Origin of the sequence: Blautia sp. HCN-1074 (assembly GCF_037890165.1) — a bacterium.
Taxonomy (GTDB): Bacteria; Bacillota; Clostridia; order Lachnospirales; family Lachnospiraceae; genus Blautia_A.
On record NZ_JBBKBP010000011.1, the window covers coordinates 73,002 to 93,228 of the forward strand.

A 20,227-nucleotide genomic window follows, 5' to 3' on the forward strand; every position below is an offset into this window, starting at 1 on the left:
GGAGCAATTCGTAAATATCAGGTTAGGGGCAAAATATCTTTTGACCCTAACATCATTATAGTATAGCACAACTTATAAATGATTTCTATAAATAACTATAAAATACGGCTATAATGAATTAGTGATTTCAGCATAAAAATGATAAAATAGATACAAAGAAATTGTGCTGACAATAAAAAAAGTCAGTGATGTACTCTCACAAAAGCAAGTGCAATAAAGACGCTGAGAGTACATAATGCAAAAGGAGGAAAGAAATAAATGAAAAACGAAAAGGGAACCATAGTTCTGGCAGGAGGCGTGATCGGTCTGATCGCTGCAATTCTGGTGTTTTTTGGAAATCCGGCAAATATGGGCTTCTGTATTGCCTGTTTCCTGAGAGATACCACAGGTGCGCTGGGACTTCATTCAGCGGCAGCAGTTCAGTATATCCGCCCGGAGATCATTGGTCTGGTACTTGGAGCATGTATCATTTCACTTGCTAAGAAAGAATTTCGTCCAAGAGGCGGCTCTGCACCTGTGACCAGATTTACACTTGGCGCATTTGTTATGATCGGATGTCTGATGTTTCTTGGATGTCCTTTCCGTATGATTCTGCGTCTGGCAGGCGGAGACGGAAATGCTCTGTTTGGACTTGTTGGATTTGTAGCCGGTATTCTTACAGGAACTGTTTTCCTGAAGAAAGGTTACACACTGAAACGTTCTTATAAGATGCCGAAGCTGGAAGGTGGTATTTATCCTGCATTCCAGATCGTGATGCTTCTGTTACTGACAGCTGCACCTGCATTTATCCATTTCACAGAGCCGGAAGGCGGACCTGGAGCAAAACATGCTGCAATCATTATCGCACTGGCAGCAGGAATCATTGTTGGTATCCTGGCTCAGAGAACACGTCTGTGTATGGTCGGCGGTATCCGTGATGCGGTACTTTTCAAAGAATACAAATTACTGTTCGGCTTTGTTGCAATTCTTGTGACAGCATTGGTAATGAATCTGATCCTCGGTGCAGTTACAGGAACATCCTATTTCAATCCGGGATTTGCGGGACAGCCGATTGCACACACAGATGGACTGTGGAACGCACTTGGCATGTATCTGGCAGGCTTTGGATGTATTCTCCTCGGTGGATGCCCGCTTCGCCAGCTTATTCTTGCAGGCGAGGGAAATACAGACTCTGCTGTGACTGTTCTCGGTCTGATGGCAGGTGCGGCTTTTGCCCATAACTTCGGACTGGCATCTTCCGGTGAAGGTCCTACAGCAAATGGAAAAATCGCAGTTATTATTGGGATTGTGGTAGTTGCAGTAATCGCAGCAGTGAACTCCATGAGAAAAGAAGAAGCCTGATTGTCGGAATGCAGACATTATTTCCGCAATTAATACGCTCATTTTGCGGAAAGTATTTTTTTAGACACACTCTAAAAGGAGAGAGACGAATGAAGAAAGTAGATGCAAGAGGTTTATCCTGTCCGGAACCAGTGATCCGTGCAAAGAATGCAATGGAATCCGGAGACAAAGAATATGAGATTCTGGTTGATAACGTAGTTGCAAAAGAGAATGTATCCAGATTTGCAACACATCAGGGATATCAGGTACAGGCAACAGAGCAGGGAGATGATATCCTGCTGAAACTTAAAAAATGATCACATATATAGCAACCTTCTATTCCCATTATGGAGCTATCCAGTTTCGAAGAAACTGCCAGGCAATGAATCTGAGTGCAGAAGTCATGCCGGTCCCAAGAGATTTAAGCTCCTCCTGCGGAACCTGTGTGAGATTTCATACAGAAGCGGACTTCCCGGAGAAAACAGAGGAAGTCGAACAGATTGTCAGAGTAGAACCGCAGGGATATGTTGGGATTTATCATGCGGATGAAGAATAAAAGTATCATTCAGTTCATCCTTTGAATAACTGCGCGTCGCATTCTCGTTATTTTCCAATGAAGAGAGTCAGACGCGCAATTTTGTTTCAATCTGGAAAAAACTATACCATTCGCTTGTCTGCAAATCCGATTGTACGGGTATAAAAGCCTCAGCGTAGCTCGCTATGCCTGCGTTTTTATAATAATATAAGAACGGAAGTTTACTTAAAAACATATATATGGTATAAACATTTTATAGAAAAGGATATCTTTAACACTATTGTATGAATCTATAAAATATCGTAAAGCAGGAGGCGTTTAAATGATCAGACTTCAGGATATTGCAGATATGGCGGGGGTGAGCCGGACTACGGTTTCCAATGTAATCAATGGAAATACCAAGAGAGTGTCTCAGGAAACCATAGATAAGATTACCCGTATTCTGAAAGAACAGAATTATGTTCCACATATGGGATCTGTGATGTTGTCAGGTCATGGCTCCAGAATCATCGGAGTAGTGCTTGGATTTGCCACTGCCCATGGAATGCAGTCTCTGCAGGATTCCTTTGTGGGAGAGCTGATCGGAACCATACAGACAGAAGCAGAACGGAAAGGTTATTTCGTCATGCTTATCGGCGGGGAAAAAATTGAAGATGTAGTAGATATGGCTTCCAGGTGGAATGTTGAGGGTCTGATCATTCTGGGATACGATGAGGAACGATACAGACAGCTGTCCAGAAAACTGAACAAGAAGATGATATTGATCGATGCATATCCGGAAGGGGAATACACCTTCCAGAATGTAGGAATTGACGATTATTCCGGTGGATATCAGGTTGGAGAATACCTGTATTCCTGTGGATACCACAGGGCATTGTTTATCGCAGAGACAGATAAGGACAGTGATTCCCGCAGATGGAACGGATTCAAACAGGCTATGGAAAAGCAGGGCGGTTTCTGCAGCAAATCCCGTCTGATCGTAGTTCCGGGGGAGAAGAGACAGCGCCTCAGCAGGTATGAAGAGCTGCTTCCCCGTTTCCTTGAAGTAAAGGCACTGGCGTTTTCTTCGGATTACGGAGCGATTGAGGCTATGAACTATTTCTTTGATCATGGGATTAAGGTTCCGGATCAGATTTCCATAGTAGGTTATGATGACAGTATTTATGCGGAGTTTGTCCGTCCCAGGTTGACTACGGTTCATCAGGATATCCACCAGAAGGGCGTAATCTCCCTGCGCCGTCTGCACCGGATGATAGAGGGAGAAACTTTAAAAGAAATGAATATCAAGAGCCCGGTGCGGCTGATAAAAAGAGAGTCTGTGAAAGAATAGCAGGCTCTTTTTTACAATTTACAGAACTTATCCGGTTGGGTTAACAGTGTAAAAACATACTGATTATTGTATGATATGCACAAAAATGGATTGTGAATTTTGTGTGAAATTTAAGTTTCCCGAGAAACCTGTTGATTTTTACAGACAGACTGCGTTATGATAAAGTCACCAAGGGAAAACAGAGGTTGCGCAGCCTTCGTAGTTAATGAAAATTAAATTATGGAGGAGAAAAAATGTATAAAAAAATAATAAGCACATTGGTAATTGGTACTTTGCTTGCCGGCACATTAACAGGATGCGGCGGTTCGTCTGACGCAGGTTCCTCAGCGAAAAGCTCAGGTAAAACAGAACTGGAACTTTTTTCCACAAAACCTGAGAACAAGGATACGATTCAGAAACTGGTAGACAAATATAATGAAAGCCATGACGATGTGACAGTAAAGGTTACTGCTCCGCCGGATGCAGGAACTGTATTAAAGACCAGAATGGCAAAGAATGATATGCCTGATATCGTAGCAATGGGTGGCGATAACAACTACACTGAGGTTGAGGGTGCAGGTATGCTGCTTGACCTGGGTGATCAGGATTATATCAAGGATGTACAGGAAGCCTATATTGACATGGTTTACGATGTAAATAAGGACAAAGAAGAGACAATATATGGTGTTCCATTTGCTACAAATGCTTCCGGTGTCATCTACAATACAGAGAAATTCGATGAGCTTGGACTGGAAGTTCCGAAGACCTGGGATGAGTTTATAGATCTTCTTCAGAAAATCCAGGATGCAGGTGAGCAGCCATTACTGATGACTTACAAAGATGCATGGACAGCAAATGCACCATGGAATTCAATAGCAGCAGACCTTGCACCGGAGAGCTTCGCAGATGACCGCAAAGCAGGCAAGACAACATTTGTGGGAACTCATGAGGAGATTACAGAGAAATATCTGACACTTCTTGATTATGCACAGGATGATTTCATGGGACTTAGCTATGATGACGGAAACAAGAAATTTGCCAACGGTGACGCTGTAATGATCATCAACGGAAACTGGGCAATCAGCCAGTACCGTAATGCTAACCCGGATGTAAAAATAAACATGTTTGCAATTCCGTCTTCCAATGATGAATCCCAGAATAAGGTTACCTCAGGTGTGGATGTGCTTCTGGGCGTAAGCAAGAGCAGTTCCAATGTAGATGCAGCTAAAGATTTTGTTTCCTTTATGATGGAAAAAGAAAATGTACAGACTTATATTGATGAGCAGTTCTCATTCTCCGCATTAAAGGGTGTAGAGCAGAGTGATGAAGCAGTATCAGGTGTACAGGAAGACATCAGCAATGGTAAAGTTGCCAACTTTGAAGACCACTACTACCCATCAGGATTTAATATGTCTGTACTGCTTACTGAACTTAGTTTAAATCGTGCAAATGGAATGGATGATAAGGAAAACATCGAACAGTTCCTGAAACAGTGTGACGAAAAATATGATGTTGCGAATGTAGATTAAGTGAGGGGATGAGCCTATGAAGAAAGCAGCGAATCGTAAAAGACCTGCTGTCAATAAAGTTTACTATATTTATGTTGGTATTCTTGCAGTATTATTTTTCATCTTCCATACAATTCCTTTCCTGAAAGGTGTATTCTACAGCTTTACTGACTGGAGAGGATATGGAGACTGGAATTTCGTAGGGTTGCGTAATTACCTGCATATGTTTGTAGATGCAGATACAGGAAATGCCTACATTTTCACCTTTAAATTTGCTGTGATCACTACGATCCTGGTTAATGTGATCAGCCTTGTGCTCGCATGCGCATTAAATGCAAAGATTAAATTCAAAAATACCATTAAAGCATTTTATTTCCTGCCGTATATGCTGGGAAGTCTGATCGTGGGATTTATCTTCAACTATATTTTTGCAAACCTGGTTCCGGAGCTTGGAAAAGCTCTGGGAATCAAGGCTCTCAGTGTGAATATCCTGGGTACTAACAATGCGATGTGGGGAATCATTGCAGTATCTCTGTGGATCGGATGTGCATTCAATACATTGATCTATATTGCAGGACTCCAGTCTATTGATACAGATGTATATGAAGCTGCTGACCTGGACGGAGCTACAGGATTCAAGCGGTTCAGCAAGATCACTTTCCCTCTTCTGGCACCGTCCTTTACCATTAATATGGTGCTCTCGGCCAAAGGTTACCTGATGGTTTACGATCAGATCATGGCCATGACAGATGGTGGACCCGGAACAGCAACTACTTCCATTGCAGTCCTGATCTATAAGAAGGGATTCGGCGGAGGACAGTTCGCCTACCAGTCAGCTAATGCAGTTGTGCTTTTCATTGTAGTTGTGCTGATCTCTGTGTTACAGCTGCGTATACTTGAGAAGAGAGAGGAGAAGTTAGGATGAAACAGGGTGTAGCGAAGGTAAAAGAACGTTACAACTGGCCTGTAACGATTCTTCTTATTATAGGAATTGTGCTGATTATTCTTTTGCCTCTGTATATGGCACTGATGATCGCAATCAAGGATCCGTCTGACATGAATAACATACTGGCACTGCCCAGAAAGCTGCGTCTGCAGAACTTCGTAGATGCCTGGGTGATGACAAATTTTCCACAGAAATTTTTTAACACTGCATTTATTACAGTGATCAACCTGTTCTTTACATTGATCACAAACTCTTTTGCAGCATATGCAATAACCAGAAACAGGAAAAAGAGTAAATTCTTTTCCATTATGTACTACTACTTTATCAGTGCTATGTTTATCCCATTCCAGGTAATCATGCTCCCATTGGTTGTACAGGCGAATGCCTTCCATCTGGATAATATTTACGGTATTACTTTTCTGTACATTATCTTCGGTCTGCCTATGAATACTTTCCTTTATACAGGTGCGATCAAGGCGATACCGGAAGCACTGGATGAAGCAGCAATGATCGATGGTGCCAACCCCATCCAGATTTTCAGCCGGGTCATTTTCCCGGTATTAAAACCAACTACAGCAACAGTAGCAATCCTTTCCTTTATGTGGACATGGAACGACTTCAGTATGCCACTGGTACTCTTAAGTGATGAGAGCCAGCAGACCTTACAGCTTGCACAGTATGTATTCAAGAGCCAGTTCTCTGTAGACTATAATCTGGCATTTGCCTCTTATCTGCTTGTACTGGCACCTGTACTGATCGTATATATCTTCTGTCAGAAATGGATCATGAACGGTGTTGTTGCCGGTGCAGTAAAATAACACATCAATAAACTTGAGAAATGCAAACAGGAGGCTTACGTTTATGAAGAAAACCTGGTGGAAAGAAAGTGTTGTTTACCAGATCTACCCCAAAAGCTTTAAAGACAGTAATGGAGACGGAATCGGGGATATCAGAGGAATTATTGAGAAGCTTGACTATTTGAAGGAGTTAGGTGTGAATGTTCTCTGGATTTCTCCTATGCTGGAGTCTCCTCAGGATGATAACGGATATGATATTTCTGATTACAGAAAGATATACAAAGATTACGGAACAATGGAGGATTATGAAACTCTCCTTGCAGAAGCGCACAAAAGAGGAATCAAGATTCTCATGGATCTGGTTGTAAACCATACTTCCGATGAGCATTCCTGGTTTGTCGAGAGCCGTAAATCCAAAGATAATCCTTACCGTGACTATTATATCTGGAGAAATCCGGTGAATGGTAAGGAACCAAATAACTGGGGCGGAGTATTCGGAGGTTCAGCCTGGGAATATGACGCACAGACAGATATGTACTATCTTCATCTGTTCTCCAAGAAACAGCCGGATCTGAACTGGGAGAACGAGAAGGTTCGCCGGGAAGTTTATGATATGATGAACTTCTGGTGTGAAAAGGGAATCGATGGTTTCCGTATGGACGTTATCAGCATGATTTCCAAAGATCAGAAATTTCCTGACGGAGAGATGAATAACGGATTGTATGGCGATTTCGGTCCGTATAGTGTTCATGGTCCAAGAATCCACGAATTCCTGCATGAAATGAATCAGGAAGTTCTTTCCAAATATGATGTGATGACTGTGGGGGAAACCTCAGGAGTTACCATTGAGGAAGCACAGAAATACGCAGGTGATGACAGAGAAGAACTGAATATGGTATTCCAGTTTGAGCATATAGAAATCGGTGGTGGTGATTATGGCAAATGGACCACAGAACGGTATGATTTCAAAGAGTTCAAGAAGATCATGATCAAATGGCAGGAAGAACTGGCAGGAAAAGCATGGAACAGCCTTTTCCTTGGAAACCATGATCAGCCAAGAAGTGTATCCAGATTCGGAAATGACAATCCTGCTTACCGCGATATTTCAGCCAAGATGCTGGCGACCTGCCTTCATATGATGCAGGGAACCCCTTATGTTTATCAGGGTGAAGAGCTTGGAATGACTAATGTTTATTTTGATAAGCTGGAGGACTACCGTGATATCGAGAGCCTTCATTATTTCACTGAGCTGACAGAGACAGGCAGACTGACACCGGAGTATATGATGAAATGTCTGATGCTCAGAAGCCGCGATAATGCCAGAACACCAATGCAGTGGGATACTTCCGCAGGTGCAGGTTTCACTACAGGGAAACCATGGATCAAGGTAAACCCAAATTACCGGCAGATCAATGCGGCAGATCAGTTAAAAGATCCGGACTCTGTTTTCCATTATTATCAGAAACTGATCCGTCTGCGTAAAGAAATGGATATCATCGTATACGGAGAATTTGAGGCTCTGTACCGTGATCATGACCAGATCTTTGCTTACATAAGAAAGCTTGAATCAGAGAAGCTGCTCACAGTATGTAATTTCAGTGCACAGGAAGCGGAAATGGAACTTCCGGAAACATTCACAGAAGGAGCTCAGTGCCTGATTACGAACATGGGAAGAAAAGTATTTGACAGGAAAATCATCCTGAATCCATATGAGGCATTTGTGCTTTACAAAAAATAAAATAGTCTGAAAAAATACCCTTTCGTATAATATGACGAAAGGGTATTTTGTATGTATTACTCCTGTGAAGGCATGTCTTCACTAAGTTTCAGCAGTGCTTCAGCAAGATTGGAGTCCAGGATCAGCACATCCACCAGACCACCCTTTAAAGCGCTTAACACAGCATTTGCCGTCTGGGAAGGATTGAGGTAATTGATCAAAGAATATATGGGTGAGATCGTTAAACTGGTAGTGATCCGACACATTTTTGCGGCAGTCTGTGCAGTATTTTTCTTCTTTGTATTACCATTTGACCTGGTAATCAGACAGACCCTTGTTTTACTGTGCTTTGCTCCTATGAGTGCAGTTGCACCTGCCTACACAGGAATGTGTGGAGGAGATGAAGGAATGGCAAGCTGTGCGAACAGCGTGACGATTCTTTGCAGCCTTGTAGTGATCACGGCATTGCTGGCGATCATGGGATTGTATTAAGTGGTAATTAATGATACATAATGTGAACGGTGTATGGAATAATACCTCTTTTGAGTGAGTAAAAAAATTTATGGAGTGCGAGAAATGACTCTTGACGTTTTTGGAAAATTGCGGTATAGTGCTCGTTACTATTTCAAAATTCATAGTAGGTACGTAATCATTTGGCGTTTTGTTATTCTGTGAAAACGTTGGATTTTTACGTAATTTTACAAAAAAGGAGACGACTTGGAAATGACATTTTATCAGGAACTACAGTTGAGTTCCGTTGGTTCTAAGCAGCTTATTAAGAACACAACGGATCCAAAAGAAAAAAGACGTCACATATTAATTTATAACTTCAAAGTATATCTGGTCATGGCGTTCTGTGTTGCGGTGGTGAGCCTGTACAGTAAACTCACAGGAAGCAATAACAGTGTAGTCGGGGTTACAGTTCTGCTGGCGGTTCTCGTATTGCGACAGGCGGACTTCGGAATCAGGACAACACATGGGTTGATTTCCATTGCAGGAATCTTTGGAATTCTTATGGCGGGGCCAAGACTGGCAAATATGGCAGCACCACATCCATTTGCCGCATTTCTTGTCAATGTGGTCTGCATTCTGCTTCTGATGATTCTTGGATGCCACAATGTGATCATGTATAATCATTCTACATTTGTACTGGGCTATTTACTCCTTCTGGGATATGATGTGACCGGGCAGGAATATGCGTTACGCATCGCAGGACTTTTCATAGGAATGCTGATCTGCATGGCGATTTTTTACAAAAATCAGAAGAACAGACCATATAGAAGAACTTTCCTTGACCTGTTTCGTGAGTTTGACATCCGTTCAGCAAGGAGCAGATGGTATCTGAAACTGACACTGATTGTGTCCAGTGCTATGTTATTTATGAATCTTCTGGGACTGCCGAGAGCCATGTGGGCAGGAATCGCCTGCATGTCCGTATGCCTGCCATTTACAGAAGACTGTGCGTCCAGAGCCGGCAACAGAGGGCTGTTCAACATTGTAGGATGCCTGCTCTTTATTGTCCTGTATCTGGCACTTCCGGAATCCATGTATCCGTATATCGGAATGATTGGTGGAATCGGAGTCGGATATTCCGCAGGATATGCATGGCAGACTGCATTTAACACTTTCGGAGCACTCTCTATCGCAGCAGGACTTTTCGGAATGCCTGCGGCAGTGGCACTTCGTATTGGCGCGAATGTGTTTGGCGCGGCTTATACGTTGATCTGCAATAAGGTAGTGGATAAGATTGCAGAGAGGATCTATATAAGAAAGAATATTACTGCATAAGGGGAAAACTATTTCTCTGATGATGAAAAAGCAGGACTGTTGAGTACAGTTCCTGCTTTTTTTGCGGGAAAGATAAATATACACTGTCAGTGAATAAAAGAAGTAAAAAATAAAGTTATAATAGAAAAGGAAGAAAAAGAAAATAATCAAACCACCAGTTGAACTGGTGGTGCATGACTTAGAATTACAAAGAGAGGAGAGAACATTACAGAAACTTTGATAGAATCAAGAGAACTTGGCGCAAATGAGAATTATACAGAATTCGATAATAAAATAGAACTGTTTGCACCCGATGAGATTCCAACGGACAATACGACTCCTTCTTACAATGTACACTCCGGTAAAAAATCTGAAAATTGTATTGAAATGAATATACTTATGTAGTATAATCAAACGCAGATAAAAGAAAATTCTTCGGGGTTGTGGTGATCAGCATTAGCTGAGATTCCCTACCGGCGGTTATAGTCCGCGACCCGCTTAGCTTAGGCGGCTGATCTGGTGAAACTCCAGAACCGACAGTATAGTCTGGATGAGAGAAGAACACGCGATATTTTTACCATACGTGCTCATTACCCTGGATGATTTATCCAGGGTTTTTTATGTGGTGAAATTTTCTATGAGATATGACAGTTTTGCCATGTAAAGAAGCTTGTGGAATTTTCTTTTAAACAGGATATGCAGCGAATAAAACTTTATATCCATAAAGAATAATTTCAAAGGAGAGAAACAGTATGAGTGAACAGGTATTAAGAAATGGAAACGCAATGGCAAGGAGTAAGACAAGGACTATCACACAGATAGCCATGCTTGGCGCTATCGCAGGAATTCTGATGAATCTGGAGTTTCCGCTTCCGTTCCTGGCACCGACATTTTATCAGTTGGATTTCTCTGAGATCCCTGTACTGGTTGGCTCTTTCGCAATGGGACCGATTGCAGGTGTTCTGATCGAGCTGGTGAAGATTCTGGTGCATCTTGTAACAAAGGGATCTATGACAGCAGGAGTCGGTGACGTGGCAAACTTTATCTTCGGATGTACATTCGCAGTTCCGGCAGGATTAATCTACCGCTACAAATCCGTCAAGAGCAGAAAACACGCAGTTGTAGGAATGGCAGTCGGAACAGTTCTGACAGCAATAGTTGCATGCTTTATTAATGCATTTGTTTTACTTCCGGCTTATGGAAAAGCTTTTGGAATGCCAATCGAAGCATTCATCGAAATGGGTGGCGCAGTACACAGCTCTGTAAACAGTCTGCTTTCATTTGCAGCACTGATCATCTTCCCATTCAACTTATTTAAATATGCACTGACATCCCTGGTTGTATTTCTGATCTACAAGAGAATCCGTGTGGTTCTTAAAGGGGATTGAGAAATAAAAACAGACAACAGATAGAATATTAAATAGAAAAGATCAGCCGTATGATGAAGAATCTGCGGCTGTTTTTCATGCCTGAGCACAGAAAAACAATCTTCGAAATTGTTGGAGAGACTTAAAAAAGGCATGATAATATGGTAAGATAAAACAGACAGAATAGAAATAAAAAAGTTAGTAGAAGTTATAAAAAATGAAGGAAGAATCCTTTATGAAAAATAAATAATGCGAATGCAGAAGAAAGGAAATAGCAACAATGGGACAGATACATGATATTGAAAAATTAAAAATCAAGACAGGCAAAAACACTCCGGAGAATTGACTTATGAGTACATTAAATATTCTTCTTAACCAGATCGGAATGTTTGTCATCTACATTCTGGCAGGCATCATTCTGATCCGGACACATGTGCTGAACCGGGAAAATATGGAAGTCGTTTCCAGACTTGTGATCAAACTGGCACTGCCGATTATGATTTTTACAAATACGGTAAATGGAGTGGATAAGGAAATGCTTTTCCACTCCCTGCCGATTCTCGGAATCGCATTCTTTATGTATATCTGTTTGTTTGGACTCAGCTTTCTTTCAGGAAAAATACTGCACCTGCAAGGTGACCACCAACAGCTTTATTCTGCTATGAGCGCTTTTGGAAATATTGGATTTATGGGAATTCCAATTGTCACAAGTATCTTTCCGGAAAGAGGAATGCTGTATATCTCGGTATTTACCATGATAGACCAGCTGATGCTGTGGACAGTCGGGGTAAGGCTAACTTCGAAGACAGTGGATATAGTGGAAACTACCTCAAAAAATTCATCACAATGTGGAAAAAATGTTGGTGCCGTAAAGCATTCTACATTTGACTTTAAAAAGCTAATTAACCCGGTAACAGTTGCTATCGTATTGGCATTATTTTGTATTATTGTAGGTCTTGCCTTACCGGAGATTCTGAACACAGCATTCTCAAAAATCGGAGCAACAGCAACACCTCTGGCAATGATTTATCTTGGCGGAGTCTTTGCATGTATGGATGTAAAAAAATACATTTGCAAACTGGACTATTATGGAATCGTCGCAATCAAAATGCTGATTTTTCCGGTGCTGTTTTATCTGATACTGGGGTTACTTCCAATATCGGCAGAAATCCGTATGACCATGACACTCACATCCGCTATGCCGGTAATGTCATCAGTAGTTATGATGGCAAATACATACGGCACAGACGGCGACTATGCCATGGGTGGAATCCTGGTGACGACAGTCTGTTCAATCGTGACTTTACCGTTTGTATACTGGGTGCTGCAGTTTATCTGAAACAGGAGCAAAAACAATGAATGAGCGTAAACAAAGTTTACGAAAAGAAATAGTCCGGCTGCCCGCAGTCTATTCTTTAACTGCTTATTGCTCTTCGCAACCCCCGCAGGGGACTTACTTGATTCGGTTAAATTTGGGCATATAGAATTTGAAAAAAGTTCTGTATGCTCTTTTTATTTGGAAGAAAATCTGATATACTTACATGAGTTAGACTAAACTAACTAACAAACTGGATTTTTCATCCACTATTATTTAACCAAATCAGAGTTATTTGTATGATTGGTGGAGAATAGGAACAATTACTTATCTTAGGCATACAAATAGAATAGGAGGAGTAGACAGATGAATATAAATGTATTTTACGGAATCCTGATTCCTTTTATCGGAACTTCAGCAGGAGCAGCCTGCGTATTTTTTATGAAAAGGAATCTGAATGAACAAGTACAGAGAGCACTTACCGGCTTTGCGGCCGGGGTCATGGTGGCAGCTTCAGTGTGGAGTCTGCTGATTCCATCAATCGAGCAGTCTGCAGACATGGGAAAGTTTTCTTTTATCCCGGCAGCAGTGGGATTCTGGATTGGAGTGCTCTTTTTGCTCTTGCTGGATCACATGATCCCGCACCTTCACCAGAACAGTGACAAGGCAGAAGGTCCAAAGAGCAGACTTCAGAGAACTACTATGCTGGTTCTGGCTGTAACTTTACACAATATTCCGGAAGGAATGGCGGTAGGAGTGGTCTATGCCGGATATCTGACCGGAAATACGAAGATTACCGTGATGGGGGCCATGGCGCTCTCTATTGGAATCGCTATTCAGAATTTCCCGGAAGGCGCGATTATTTCCATGCCATTGCGCTCGGAAGGAATGGGAAAAGGCAGAGCGTTTGCAGGTGGTGTGTTATCCGGAATCGTAGAACCAATCGGTGCGGTACTGACGATCCTGGCGGCAGGACTTATTGTACCAGCGTTACCATATCTGCTCAGCTTTGCAGCGGGAGCAATGCTCTACGTAGTAGTAGAAGAACTCATCCCCGAAATGTCAGCAGGGGAACATTCCAATATTGGAACAATTTTCTTCGCAGTAGGATTTTCACTGATGATGGTGCTTGATGTGGCATTGGGGTGATACAAGTAAGCCCTCTGCTTCAATTGCGAATATTCGATTGACTTTCTTAAACTGGTTGTGATAGCGTTTTTGTATCTGATTGCAAAGATAAAAAAGTCTCAGCGTAATATGCTGGAAACATTCTTCTGGTAGGTATTAATTATTCGAAAAAAGATAAAGAACATCAGTGTATGATAGAAAAAATTAAGAAGTAATATATTTGATTGGAAACAGATGCACTGGGACCTGGCGGTGTGTGGATCGGTATTGCACCGATGGAGAATCGTTTTGATGAGACGAGAATCCATTTTGTAGAAAAATAAAACAGCTGTCTGATATAAATCAGGCAGCTGTTTTACTCTTAAGAGAGAGTCTGGCGGTAGCAGAGGGAGAAGATTCTGCTGAGGAATGGCGGGAATCTGTTCTGTACAGATATAAAATTCCGCCAAAGAAACCAAAAATCAGTCCGGTATATCCACCGGCACAAAGGATAACAGTCAGTTTGGTAATAGCAGACATTCCGCCAATTATAGAGATGAAAAATCCTGCCAGAAGTCCGAGTGTTGTCCATTCAATAAGTGAAACTGCCAGAAAAGCGGCAGAAGCATGTGATTTTTTTACCTGATTGTTAATAGAAGTCCATAATGTCTGATACATAATCATTCCTCTTTTCTTATATCTATGAATGTATAATGTTTTCTCATTTCTTTGTTTCCTATTATAGGAATGCTTTGTAAAATACACATGCGCGCTAATGAAAAATTTATGTAAAATTTTTTTAGATATTTCAGTGATGTGTCGATTGAGTGTTTATTCTGAAATATATCCATAAAAAAATTTTTTTAGGAGAAATTTTATGTTTCAATTATAGATATGCGGTGATGGATACGTTCGGAGTATCAACGAAAACAGACTTGTGTCAGCGGCTGCACCGGCTCTGAGACCGACGTATGGCGGTATTATAAATCAGACTTTAGGATCTGCTGTATGCAGAACTGGGAGCAGCACTTGGAAAACCAAAACAGGAAATCTGCCAGATGATCATAGATCAAAGCAGGGAAAACTAAATGGAAGCAGCAGGATTTTGCGGCTGTGGGACCAGAGCATACCGGGAAAACCACCGCAAGGATATGTGACAGGAACAGAATATACGAAAGAAGAAATAGGGTGGCGCGCTGTGTACCGCCGGGAGTATACCAAAATGAAGATGATAAATGTTGTGACTGATAAAAAAATATGTTACAATATATACACAATGTGTAAAAGCAAAAAGGGGAAAGAAATGGAAATAAAAGACGAAATAAAAAAATTACGGGAAAGTACAGGAATGAATAGAAAAGAATTCTGTGAATATTTTGAAATCCCGTACAGGACGGTAACAGAATGGGAACGAGGAACCAGAAAGATGCCGGACTATGTGTTGCGTTTGTTAGCGTATAAGGTAAAGATGGACAATCTTATTGTAAAGGAAGATGTGAATGAAGAATAAAGTAATCGAAGTACAAAATGTGCAGATTTCTATTTCAAAACAAGAGTTAGACGATTATATTTGTATTACAGATATTGCTAAGGCGAAGTCAGGAGATTCACGTTGTGCAGATATTGTGAAAAACTGGTTAAGAAACAGAAATACATTGGAGTTTTTGGGAACTTGGGAGAAAATTTATAATTCCGATTTTAAAGTGGTCGAATTCGACCACTTTAAAACAGAGGCGGGGTTACATACATTTGTATTAAGTGTAGCGGAATGGATAAATAAAACAAATGCCATTGGATTATATGTAAAGCGTGGAAAATATGGTGGCACATATGCACACAAAGATATTGCTTTTGAGTTTGCCTCTGCAATAAGTCCTGTGTTTAAGTTATATCTGATAAAGGAATTTCAGCGCTTGAAGGAAGAAGAAAACAACTCTGATCAGAAAAAATGGGATGCAAAACGTTTCTTAAGTAAAAATAATTATCTGATTCAGACGGATGCTGTAAAAAAATATTTGCTTCCTCAAATGAATTACAGAGAAAACCTTCAATGGCTGGCATATGCGGAAGAGGCGGATATATTAAATGTGGCATTATTTGGATTTACGGCGAAAGCATGGAGAGAAGCAAATCCTGAACTTGCTAAGAAAAATAATGTCAGAGATTTTGCAACAATTAATGAATTAACAGTTCTTTCTAATCTGGAATCACATAACGCACAGATGTTGCGCGAAGGAAAAGAAAAAGAAGAAAGATTCAAAATATTGCAAGAGATTGCTGAATATCAGCTGAATGTCTTGAATACAGCAGAAGAGATTAAAATGATAGAGAGTGATGATGCACTGCCAGAGGTATGAACCGGGTATATGTTAGTGCATTTTATAAAAGTTAAATTGCCCAAAAAAACAATAGTATGGTGACGATGATAAGATAATTTTTCGTATATCGTAATATTTGATACGGGATATGAGAACCACGGAAGAGGAAAATATGGATTACGTTTATAATTATAATGATATGCAATTTTTTATTGAAACAAAAAATAATATAGAAGAAAAAATGCACAGAAGACTTACTTATTACAAAATGTATATTTATGCGGATATTATTGGAGAATTCAGCGAAGAAAAGACAAAAGGTTGTGTAAAGAAAAGCAAAATGTATGTATTCTGGGACAAAGAAAGTTGTTTAGAGCAGAAAATATATGGGATGATGACAAAATGGAAAGTAAGACATCCTATAATGGGAATTGTTCTTTGCACGATATTAGGAAGTGTACTCCTTAGTTTGCTGACGGAGATTATTATAGATGCAATTATTATGATGCTATAAAAAGTTGTATATTTTTTATGGCAATTAATTAATATTTTCGGGGCGCAATCATTGCCGATGCCAGAACAGATGGGGATAAGTAAGACAAATATTGCCTGTCTTTGATTTATGCCTTATAATAAGAAGCAAAGGAAAATCAAAATAAATGCGGAGGTGAAATCGGAATGGGAAATTATTTAAATCCAGATATAAATAATTTCATGGAAGTAGTAAATTCCAGCATATACGTAGATAAAACAGAGCTTTTAGAATATCTGAATTCGATTGCTCAGACAACACAAAAGTATATTTGCATTAGCCGTCCACGCCGTTTTGGAAAATCTATTACAGCTAACATGATCGCTGCCTATTACAATTGCGAGGCTGATTCAAAAGAACTCTTTTCAAGATTCAAAATTGCATCATGTGAGAGTTTTGAAAAATATTTAAACAAATATGATACGATATTTCTCAATATGCAGGAATTTTTAAGCCAGAGTGATACAGTAGAAGAAATGATTGCGCTGATTAGGAAAAGTGTGATCTGGGATCTGTTGGAAAAGTATCCGGATTTTCGATATTTTGATGAGACCAATCTGATGAGAACTATGCAGGATGTTTATAATAAAACAAAGAGGCAGTTTGTCGTAGTTATTGATGAATGGGATTGCATTTTCAGAGAATATAAAACAGACCGAGAAGCACAGGAAAAGTATCTGGATTTTTTAAGAGATTTACTGAAAGATAAAGGCTATCTTGCCCTTGTATATATGACTGGGATTCTTCCAATTAAGAAATATGGAACACATTCTGCATTGAATATGTTTGATGAATTTTCGATGATCGATCCGGGACCACTTGCGGAGTATGTAGGATTTACAGAGGAAGAAGTAAGGAATCTATGTAAAACATACAACATGGATATGCAGGAAGTGAAAAGTTGGTATGACGGATATTCTTTTGAGAAAGCTTTGTCTATTTACAGTCCACGCTCTGTGGTGAGCTGCATGAGGTTTAGAAAAATAGGGAATTACTGGAACCAGACAGAGACATTTGAAGCTTTACAAGTATACATTGACATGAATTTTGAAGGCTTAAAAGATGATGTTCTAAGTATGATCGCAGGAGAAAGCGTTCCGGTAAATACAGGAAGCTTTGCAAATGATATGGCAACATTTCGTACAGAAGATGATGTTCTTACTTTATTAATTCATTTGGGGTATCTTGCTTATGATTATGACAACAAAATTGTAAAAATACCCAACAGTGAAGTACGTACAGAATATGTGAACAGTGTTGCGGCATCTGACTGGGGAGAAGTTTCAAAGGCTTTGAAGAATTCTGCAGATACACTCAATGCAATCTGGCAGAGAAGACCTGCGCAGGTAGCGGAAGGGATCAGACAGGCACATTTCGAGACATCTCATATACAGTACAATGATGAGAATGCGTTAAGTTATACGATATCGCTCGCCTTGTATGCAGCAAGAAATTTCTACACAGTTCACAGAGAAATGGCTGGTGGAAAAGGATTTGCGGATCTTGTTTTTATCCCGCGAAGAAAATTTCAGGAAAAACCTGCGCTGGTAGTTGAATTAAAGTGGAATCAGAGTGCAGAGGGAGCAATTGCGCAGATCGGGAAAAAAGAGTATTGCGCCAGTCTGGAAGAATATAAAGGAAATATTCTTCTTGTTGGTGTGAATTATGATAAGAAAACAAAGGAACATAATTGTGTGATAGAGGAATATAGTAAATAAGAACTATGCGGTTTCAGGCTGTATGATTAAATGTATAACAGGTTTGAAGCGGAAGGAAATGTTTATGGCAGATCAGAAAATAGATAATCTCTTAAATCTGGCTATGGATGCGACACCAGAGGAACGCAGGAAATCTGAGAACCTGAATATAGGATATGATATGACTTCGAGGCAGTGGGACATTATTGTAAAATACAGTGGTCCGGAGAGTGGGCTGGCTGGCAACGGGATTCAGGTAGTGCCATTGCTTGGCGGCTATGCTGTTGTAACTTTGCCGGAATCGGAAATTGATGCTTATTCAGACCGTGTACAGGTAGAATTTATAGAAAAACCAAAACGACTCTATTTTGAACTATTTCAGGCAAAAGGAGCCAGCTGTATCCGAACAGTGCAGACTGGCAGAGACGGGCTGACAGGAAAAGGAATTCTGATAGGTATCGTCGATTCCGGAGTTGATTATTTTCACCCGGATTTCAGAAATGCAGATGGGAGTAGCAGGATTTTGCGGCTGTGGGACCAGAGTATCCCGGGAAAACCACCGCAGGGATATGTGACAGGAACAGAATATACGAAAGAAGAAATAGATGAGGCGCTTGCACTTGGAGAAAACCAGGGCAGGCGCCTTGTTCCATCTGTGGATTACAGTGGACATGGAACCTCAGTGCTGGGAATCGCGGCAGGAAACGGGAGAGCTTCCGATGGAGTCAATCAGGGAGTAGCTTATGAGAGTGACCTGATAGTGGTAAAAATGGGGATTCCCAGAGAAAATTCTTTCCCAAGAACAACCGAACTGATACAGGGAATTGATTATTTGGTGCGTCAGTCATTGTTTCTGGGGCGGCCGATGGTTATCAATATCAGTTTTGGAAATAACTATGGGTCACATAAGGGAGATTCCCTTCTTGAAACATATATAGATATGGTTTCTTCTACGGGACGTCTGGTTATCTGTACAGGTACAGGAAACAATGGCAATCAGCCTCTGCATGAGGGCGGAACCCTGAAACAGGGACAGACCAGACAGATAGAATTATCTGTGAGCAGCAGGGAACCAACATTAAATGTGCAGTTATGGAAAGCTTATGAGGATGAGATGAGTATTTATATTGAAAATCCATCCGGAAACCGGATCGGCCCCTTAGATGAAAAGCTTGGTCCTCAGAGGTACAAACTGGGAAATACAGAGCTTTTAATCTATTATGGAAAACCTGGACCCTATCATCTGACACAGGAAATCTACATAGATTTCCTTCCTGTGGAAACTTATGTGGACAGTGGAGACTGGAAAATCATTCTAAGTGGAAAAAAGGTCAGGGGAGGAGATTATTACCTGTGGCTGCCAGGTGGAAATACCCTGAACAGAGGAACCGGGTTTTATGAACCAAGGGCATATGGAACTTTGACCATACCCGCTACTGCCCGGCGGATTATTGCAGTTGGGGCATATGATTCGCTGGTTGACTCCTATGCGGATTTTTCCGGAAGGGGCAGCAGGAGGCTGCCATATCTGAAGCCGGATCTGGTTGCACCTGGAGTAAACATAGTTGCTCCCGTACCCGGCGGCGGTTATAGAACAGTAACAGGGACTTCCTTTGCAGCACCCTTTGTCAGCGGAGCCGCAGCATTGTTAATGCAATGGGGGATTGTAAATGGAAACGATCCCTACCTCTATGGGGAAAAAGTAAAAGCCTATCTCCGAAGAGGTGCCAGACCATTACCGGGGTACGAGGAGTATCCCAATGAAGAGGTGGGATGGGGGGAGGACGTTATAATAAGGTTACATTGAAGAAAGTCAGTAAAATCAAGTGTTTCCGTTCATTTTTCCGACACAGAAACGAAGCACTTTCACCATGATTTTGAAGAAAATCTGCCCGGGTTGGATTCAAAATGATATGGAAAGAAAGATTTGTAGCAATGACGTAACATGAACATCTGGTTTTGTTACAGATAAAAGTTTAAACGAAAGAGAGG

General features: G+C 40.9%; 20 protein-coding genes, 1 pseudogene and 1 riboswitch. Of the genes and pseudogenes, 20 read left to right on the forward strand and 1 reads right to left on the reverse strand.

What is annotated here, in order from left to right; genetic code table 11:
- Positions 1 to 258 precede the first annotated feature (258 nt).
- The 14 genes from yedE to WKT11_RS11000 all read left to right on the forward strand — a co-directional run bounded on the left by yedE (position 259) and on the right by WKT11_RS11000 (position 13,730).
- Positions 259 to 1,341: a YedE family putative selenium transporter gene (yedE, locus tag WKT11_RS10935; RefSeq protein ID WP_117674274.1), complete on the forward strand. Its 1,083-nt coding sequence runs from the start codon at positions 259 to 261 to the stop codon at positions 1,339 to 1,341.
- Between the two features lie 89 nt (positions 1,342 to 1,430).
- Positions 1,431 to 1,637 (forward strand): sulfurtransferase TusA family protein, encoded by a 207-nt coding sequence (locus tag WKT11_RS10940; protein ID WP_117674275.1) that lies wholly within the window; start codon positions 1,431 to 1,433, stop codon positions 1,635 to 1,637.
- Positions 1,634 to 1,876 (forward strand): DUF3343 domain-containing protein, encoded by a 243-nt coding sequence (locus tag WKT11_RS10945; RefSeq protein ID WP_008706323.1) that lies wholly within the window; start codon positions 1,634 to 1,636, stop codon positions 1,874 to 1,876. Before WKT11_RS10940 ends, WKT11_RS10945 begins: the two co-directional genes overlap by 4 nt.
- A 301-nt stretch (positions 1,877 to 2,177) precedes the next feature.
- A complete protein-coding gene (locus tag WKT11_RS10950) occupies positions 2,178 to 3,185 on the forward strand; it encodes a LacI family DNA-binding transcriptional regulator (RefSeq protein ID WP_118136749.1) in 1,008 nt (335 codons plus the stop codon).
- Positions 3,186 to 3,418: 233 nt separating this feature from the next.
- On the forward strand, positions 3,419 to 4,693 hold the full coding sequence (locus WKT11_RS10955; RefSeq protein ID WP_118136747.1) for an ABC transporter substrate-binding protein: 1,275 nt from the start codon (positions 3,419 to 3,421) through the stop codon (positions 4,691 to 4,693).
- A 16-nt stretch (positions 4,694 to 4,709) separates the two neighbouring features.
- Positions 4,710 to 5,597 (forward strand): carbohydrate ABC transporter permease, encoded by an 888-nt coding sequence (locus WKT11_RS10960; protein WP_117674277.1) that lies wholly within the window; start codon positions 4,710 to 4,712, stop codon positions 5,595 to 5,597.
- Entirely contained in the window at positions 5,594 to 6,436 is an 843-nt protein-coding gene (locus WKT11_RS10965; protein WP_026649842.1) for a carbohydrate ABC transporter permease, read from the forward strand. The genes WKT11_RS10960 and WKT11_RS10965 overlap by 4 nt, the downstream gene beginning before the upstream one ends.
- 43 nt (positions 6,437 to 6,479) lie before the next feature.
- Positions 6,480 to 8,153 carry a glycoside hydrolase family 13 protein gene (locus tag WKT11_RS10970; RefSeq protein WP_118136745.1) on the forward strand — a complete coding sequence of 558 codons (1,674 nt, stop codon included), beginning with the start codon at positions 6,480 to 6,482 and terminating at the stop codon, positions 8,151 to 8,153.
- Positions 8,154 to 8,345: 192 nt separating this feature from the next.
- Positions 8,346 to 8,624 (forward strand): hypothetical protein, encoded by a 279-nt coding sequence (locus tag WKT11_RS10975; RefSeq protein WP_118136743.1) that lies wholly within the window; start codon positions 8,346 to 8,348, stop codon positions 8,622 to 8,624.
- Positions 8,625 to 8,855: 231 nt separating this feature from the next.
- Positions 8,856 to 9,920, forward strand: a complete 1,065-nt coding sequence (locus WKT11_RS10980) for an FUSC family protein (RefSeq protein WP_118136741.1) — start codon at positions 8,856 to 8,858, stop codon at positions 9,918 to 9,920.
- A 216-nt stretch (positions 9,921 to 10,136) separates the two neighbouring features.
- Entirely contained in the window at positions 10,137 to 10,304 is a 168-nt protein-coding gene (locus WKT11_RS10985) for a hypothetical protein (RefSeq protein WP_178761153.1), read from the forward strand.
- Between the two features lie 22 nt (positions 10,305 to 10,326).
- A riboswitch (FMN riboswitch) is annotated at positions 10,327 to 10,465 on the forward strand.
- A 186-nt stretch (positions 10,466 to 10,651) separates the two neighbouring features.
- Positions 10,652 to 11,287, forward strand: coding sequence for an ECF transporter S component (locus tag WKT11_RS10990; protein WP_117674282.1), 636 nt, complete (start codon positions 10,652 to 10,654; stop codon positions 11,285 to 11,287).
- Positions 11,288 to 11,615: 328 nt separating this feature from the next.
- The gene (locus tag WKT11_RS10995) at positions 11,616 to 12,605 is read left to right on the forward strand and encodes an AEC family transporter (RefSeq protein ID WP_118411074.1); all 990 of its coding nucleotides are present in this window, start codon (positions 11,616 to 11,618) and stop codon (positions 12,603 to 12,605) included.
- 342 nt (positions 12,606 to 12,947) lie between these two features.
- Positions 12,948 to 13,730 (forward strand): ZIP family metal transporter, encoded by a 783-nt coding sequence (locus tag WKT11_RS11000; RefSeq protein ID WP_118629460.1) that lies wholly within the window; start codon positions 12,948 to 12,950, stop codon positions 13,728 to 13,730.
- Positions 13,731 to 14,051: 321 nt separating this feature from the next.
- On the opposite strand, the gene WKT11_RS11005 is transcribed toward WKT11_RS11000, so the two are convergent.
- A complete protein-coding gene (locus WKT11_RS11005) occupies positions 14,052 to 14,366 on the reverse strand; it encodes a hypothetical protein (RefSeq protein WP_340284310.1) in 315 nt (104 codons plus the stop codon).
- Between the two features lie 409 nt (positions 14,367 to 14,775).
- On the opposite strand from WKT11_RS11005, the pseudogene WKT11_RS20010 reads away from it, so the two are divergent.
- The 6 genes and pseudogenes from WKT11_RS20010 to WKT11_RS11030 all read left to right on the forward strand — a co-directional run.
- Positions 14,776 to 14,874: pseudogene (locus tag WKT11_RS20010) on the forward strand (S8 family serine peptidase); the annotation flags it as partial.
- A gap of 117 nt (positions 14,875 to 14,991) precedes the next feature.
- Positions 14,992 to 15,198 carry a helix-turn-helix domain-containing protein gene (locus WKT11_RS11010; protein WP_118247404.1) on the forward strand — a complete coding sequence of 69 codons (207 nt, stop codon included), beginning with the start codon at positions 14,992 to 14,994 and terminating at the stop codon, positions 15,196 to 15,198.
- Positions 15,188 to 16,045: a KilA-N domain-containing protein gene (locus tag WKT11_RS11015; RefSeq protein ID WP_118629454.1), complete on the forward strand. Its 858-nt coding sequence runs from the start codon at positions 15,188 to 15,190 to the stop codon at positions 16,043 to 16,045. The genes WKT11_RS11010 and WKT11_RS11015 overlap by 11 nt, the downstream gene beginning before the upstream one ends.
- A 133-nt stretch (positions 16,046 to 16,178) precedes the next feature.
- Positions 16,179 to 16,520 (forward strand): hypothetical protein, encoded by a 342-nt coding sequence (locus WKT11_RS11020; protein ID WP_118247367.1) that lies wholly within the window; start codon positions 16,179 to 16,181, stop codon positions 16,518 to 16,520.
- A 164-nt stretch (positions 16,521 to 16,684) separates the two neighbouring features.
- A complete protein-coding gene (locus tag WKT11_RS11025; RefSeq protein WP_340284312.1) occupies positions 16,685 to 18,256 on the forward strand; it encodes an AAA family ATPase in 1,572 nt (523 codons plus the stop codon).
- A 64-nt stretch (positions 18,257 to 18,320) separates the two neighbouring features.
- Positions 18,321 to 20,042: a S8 family peptidase gene (locus WKT11_RS11030; RefSeq protein WP_340284314.1), complete on the forward strand. Its 1,722-nt coding sequence runs from the start codon at positions 18,321 to 18,323 to the stop codon at positions 20,040 to 20,042.
- Positions 20,043 to 20,227 lie beyond the last annotated feature (185 nt).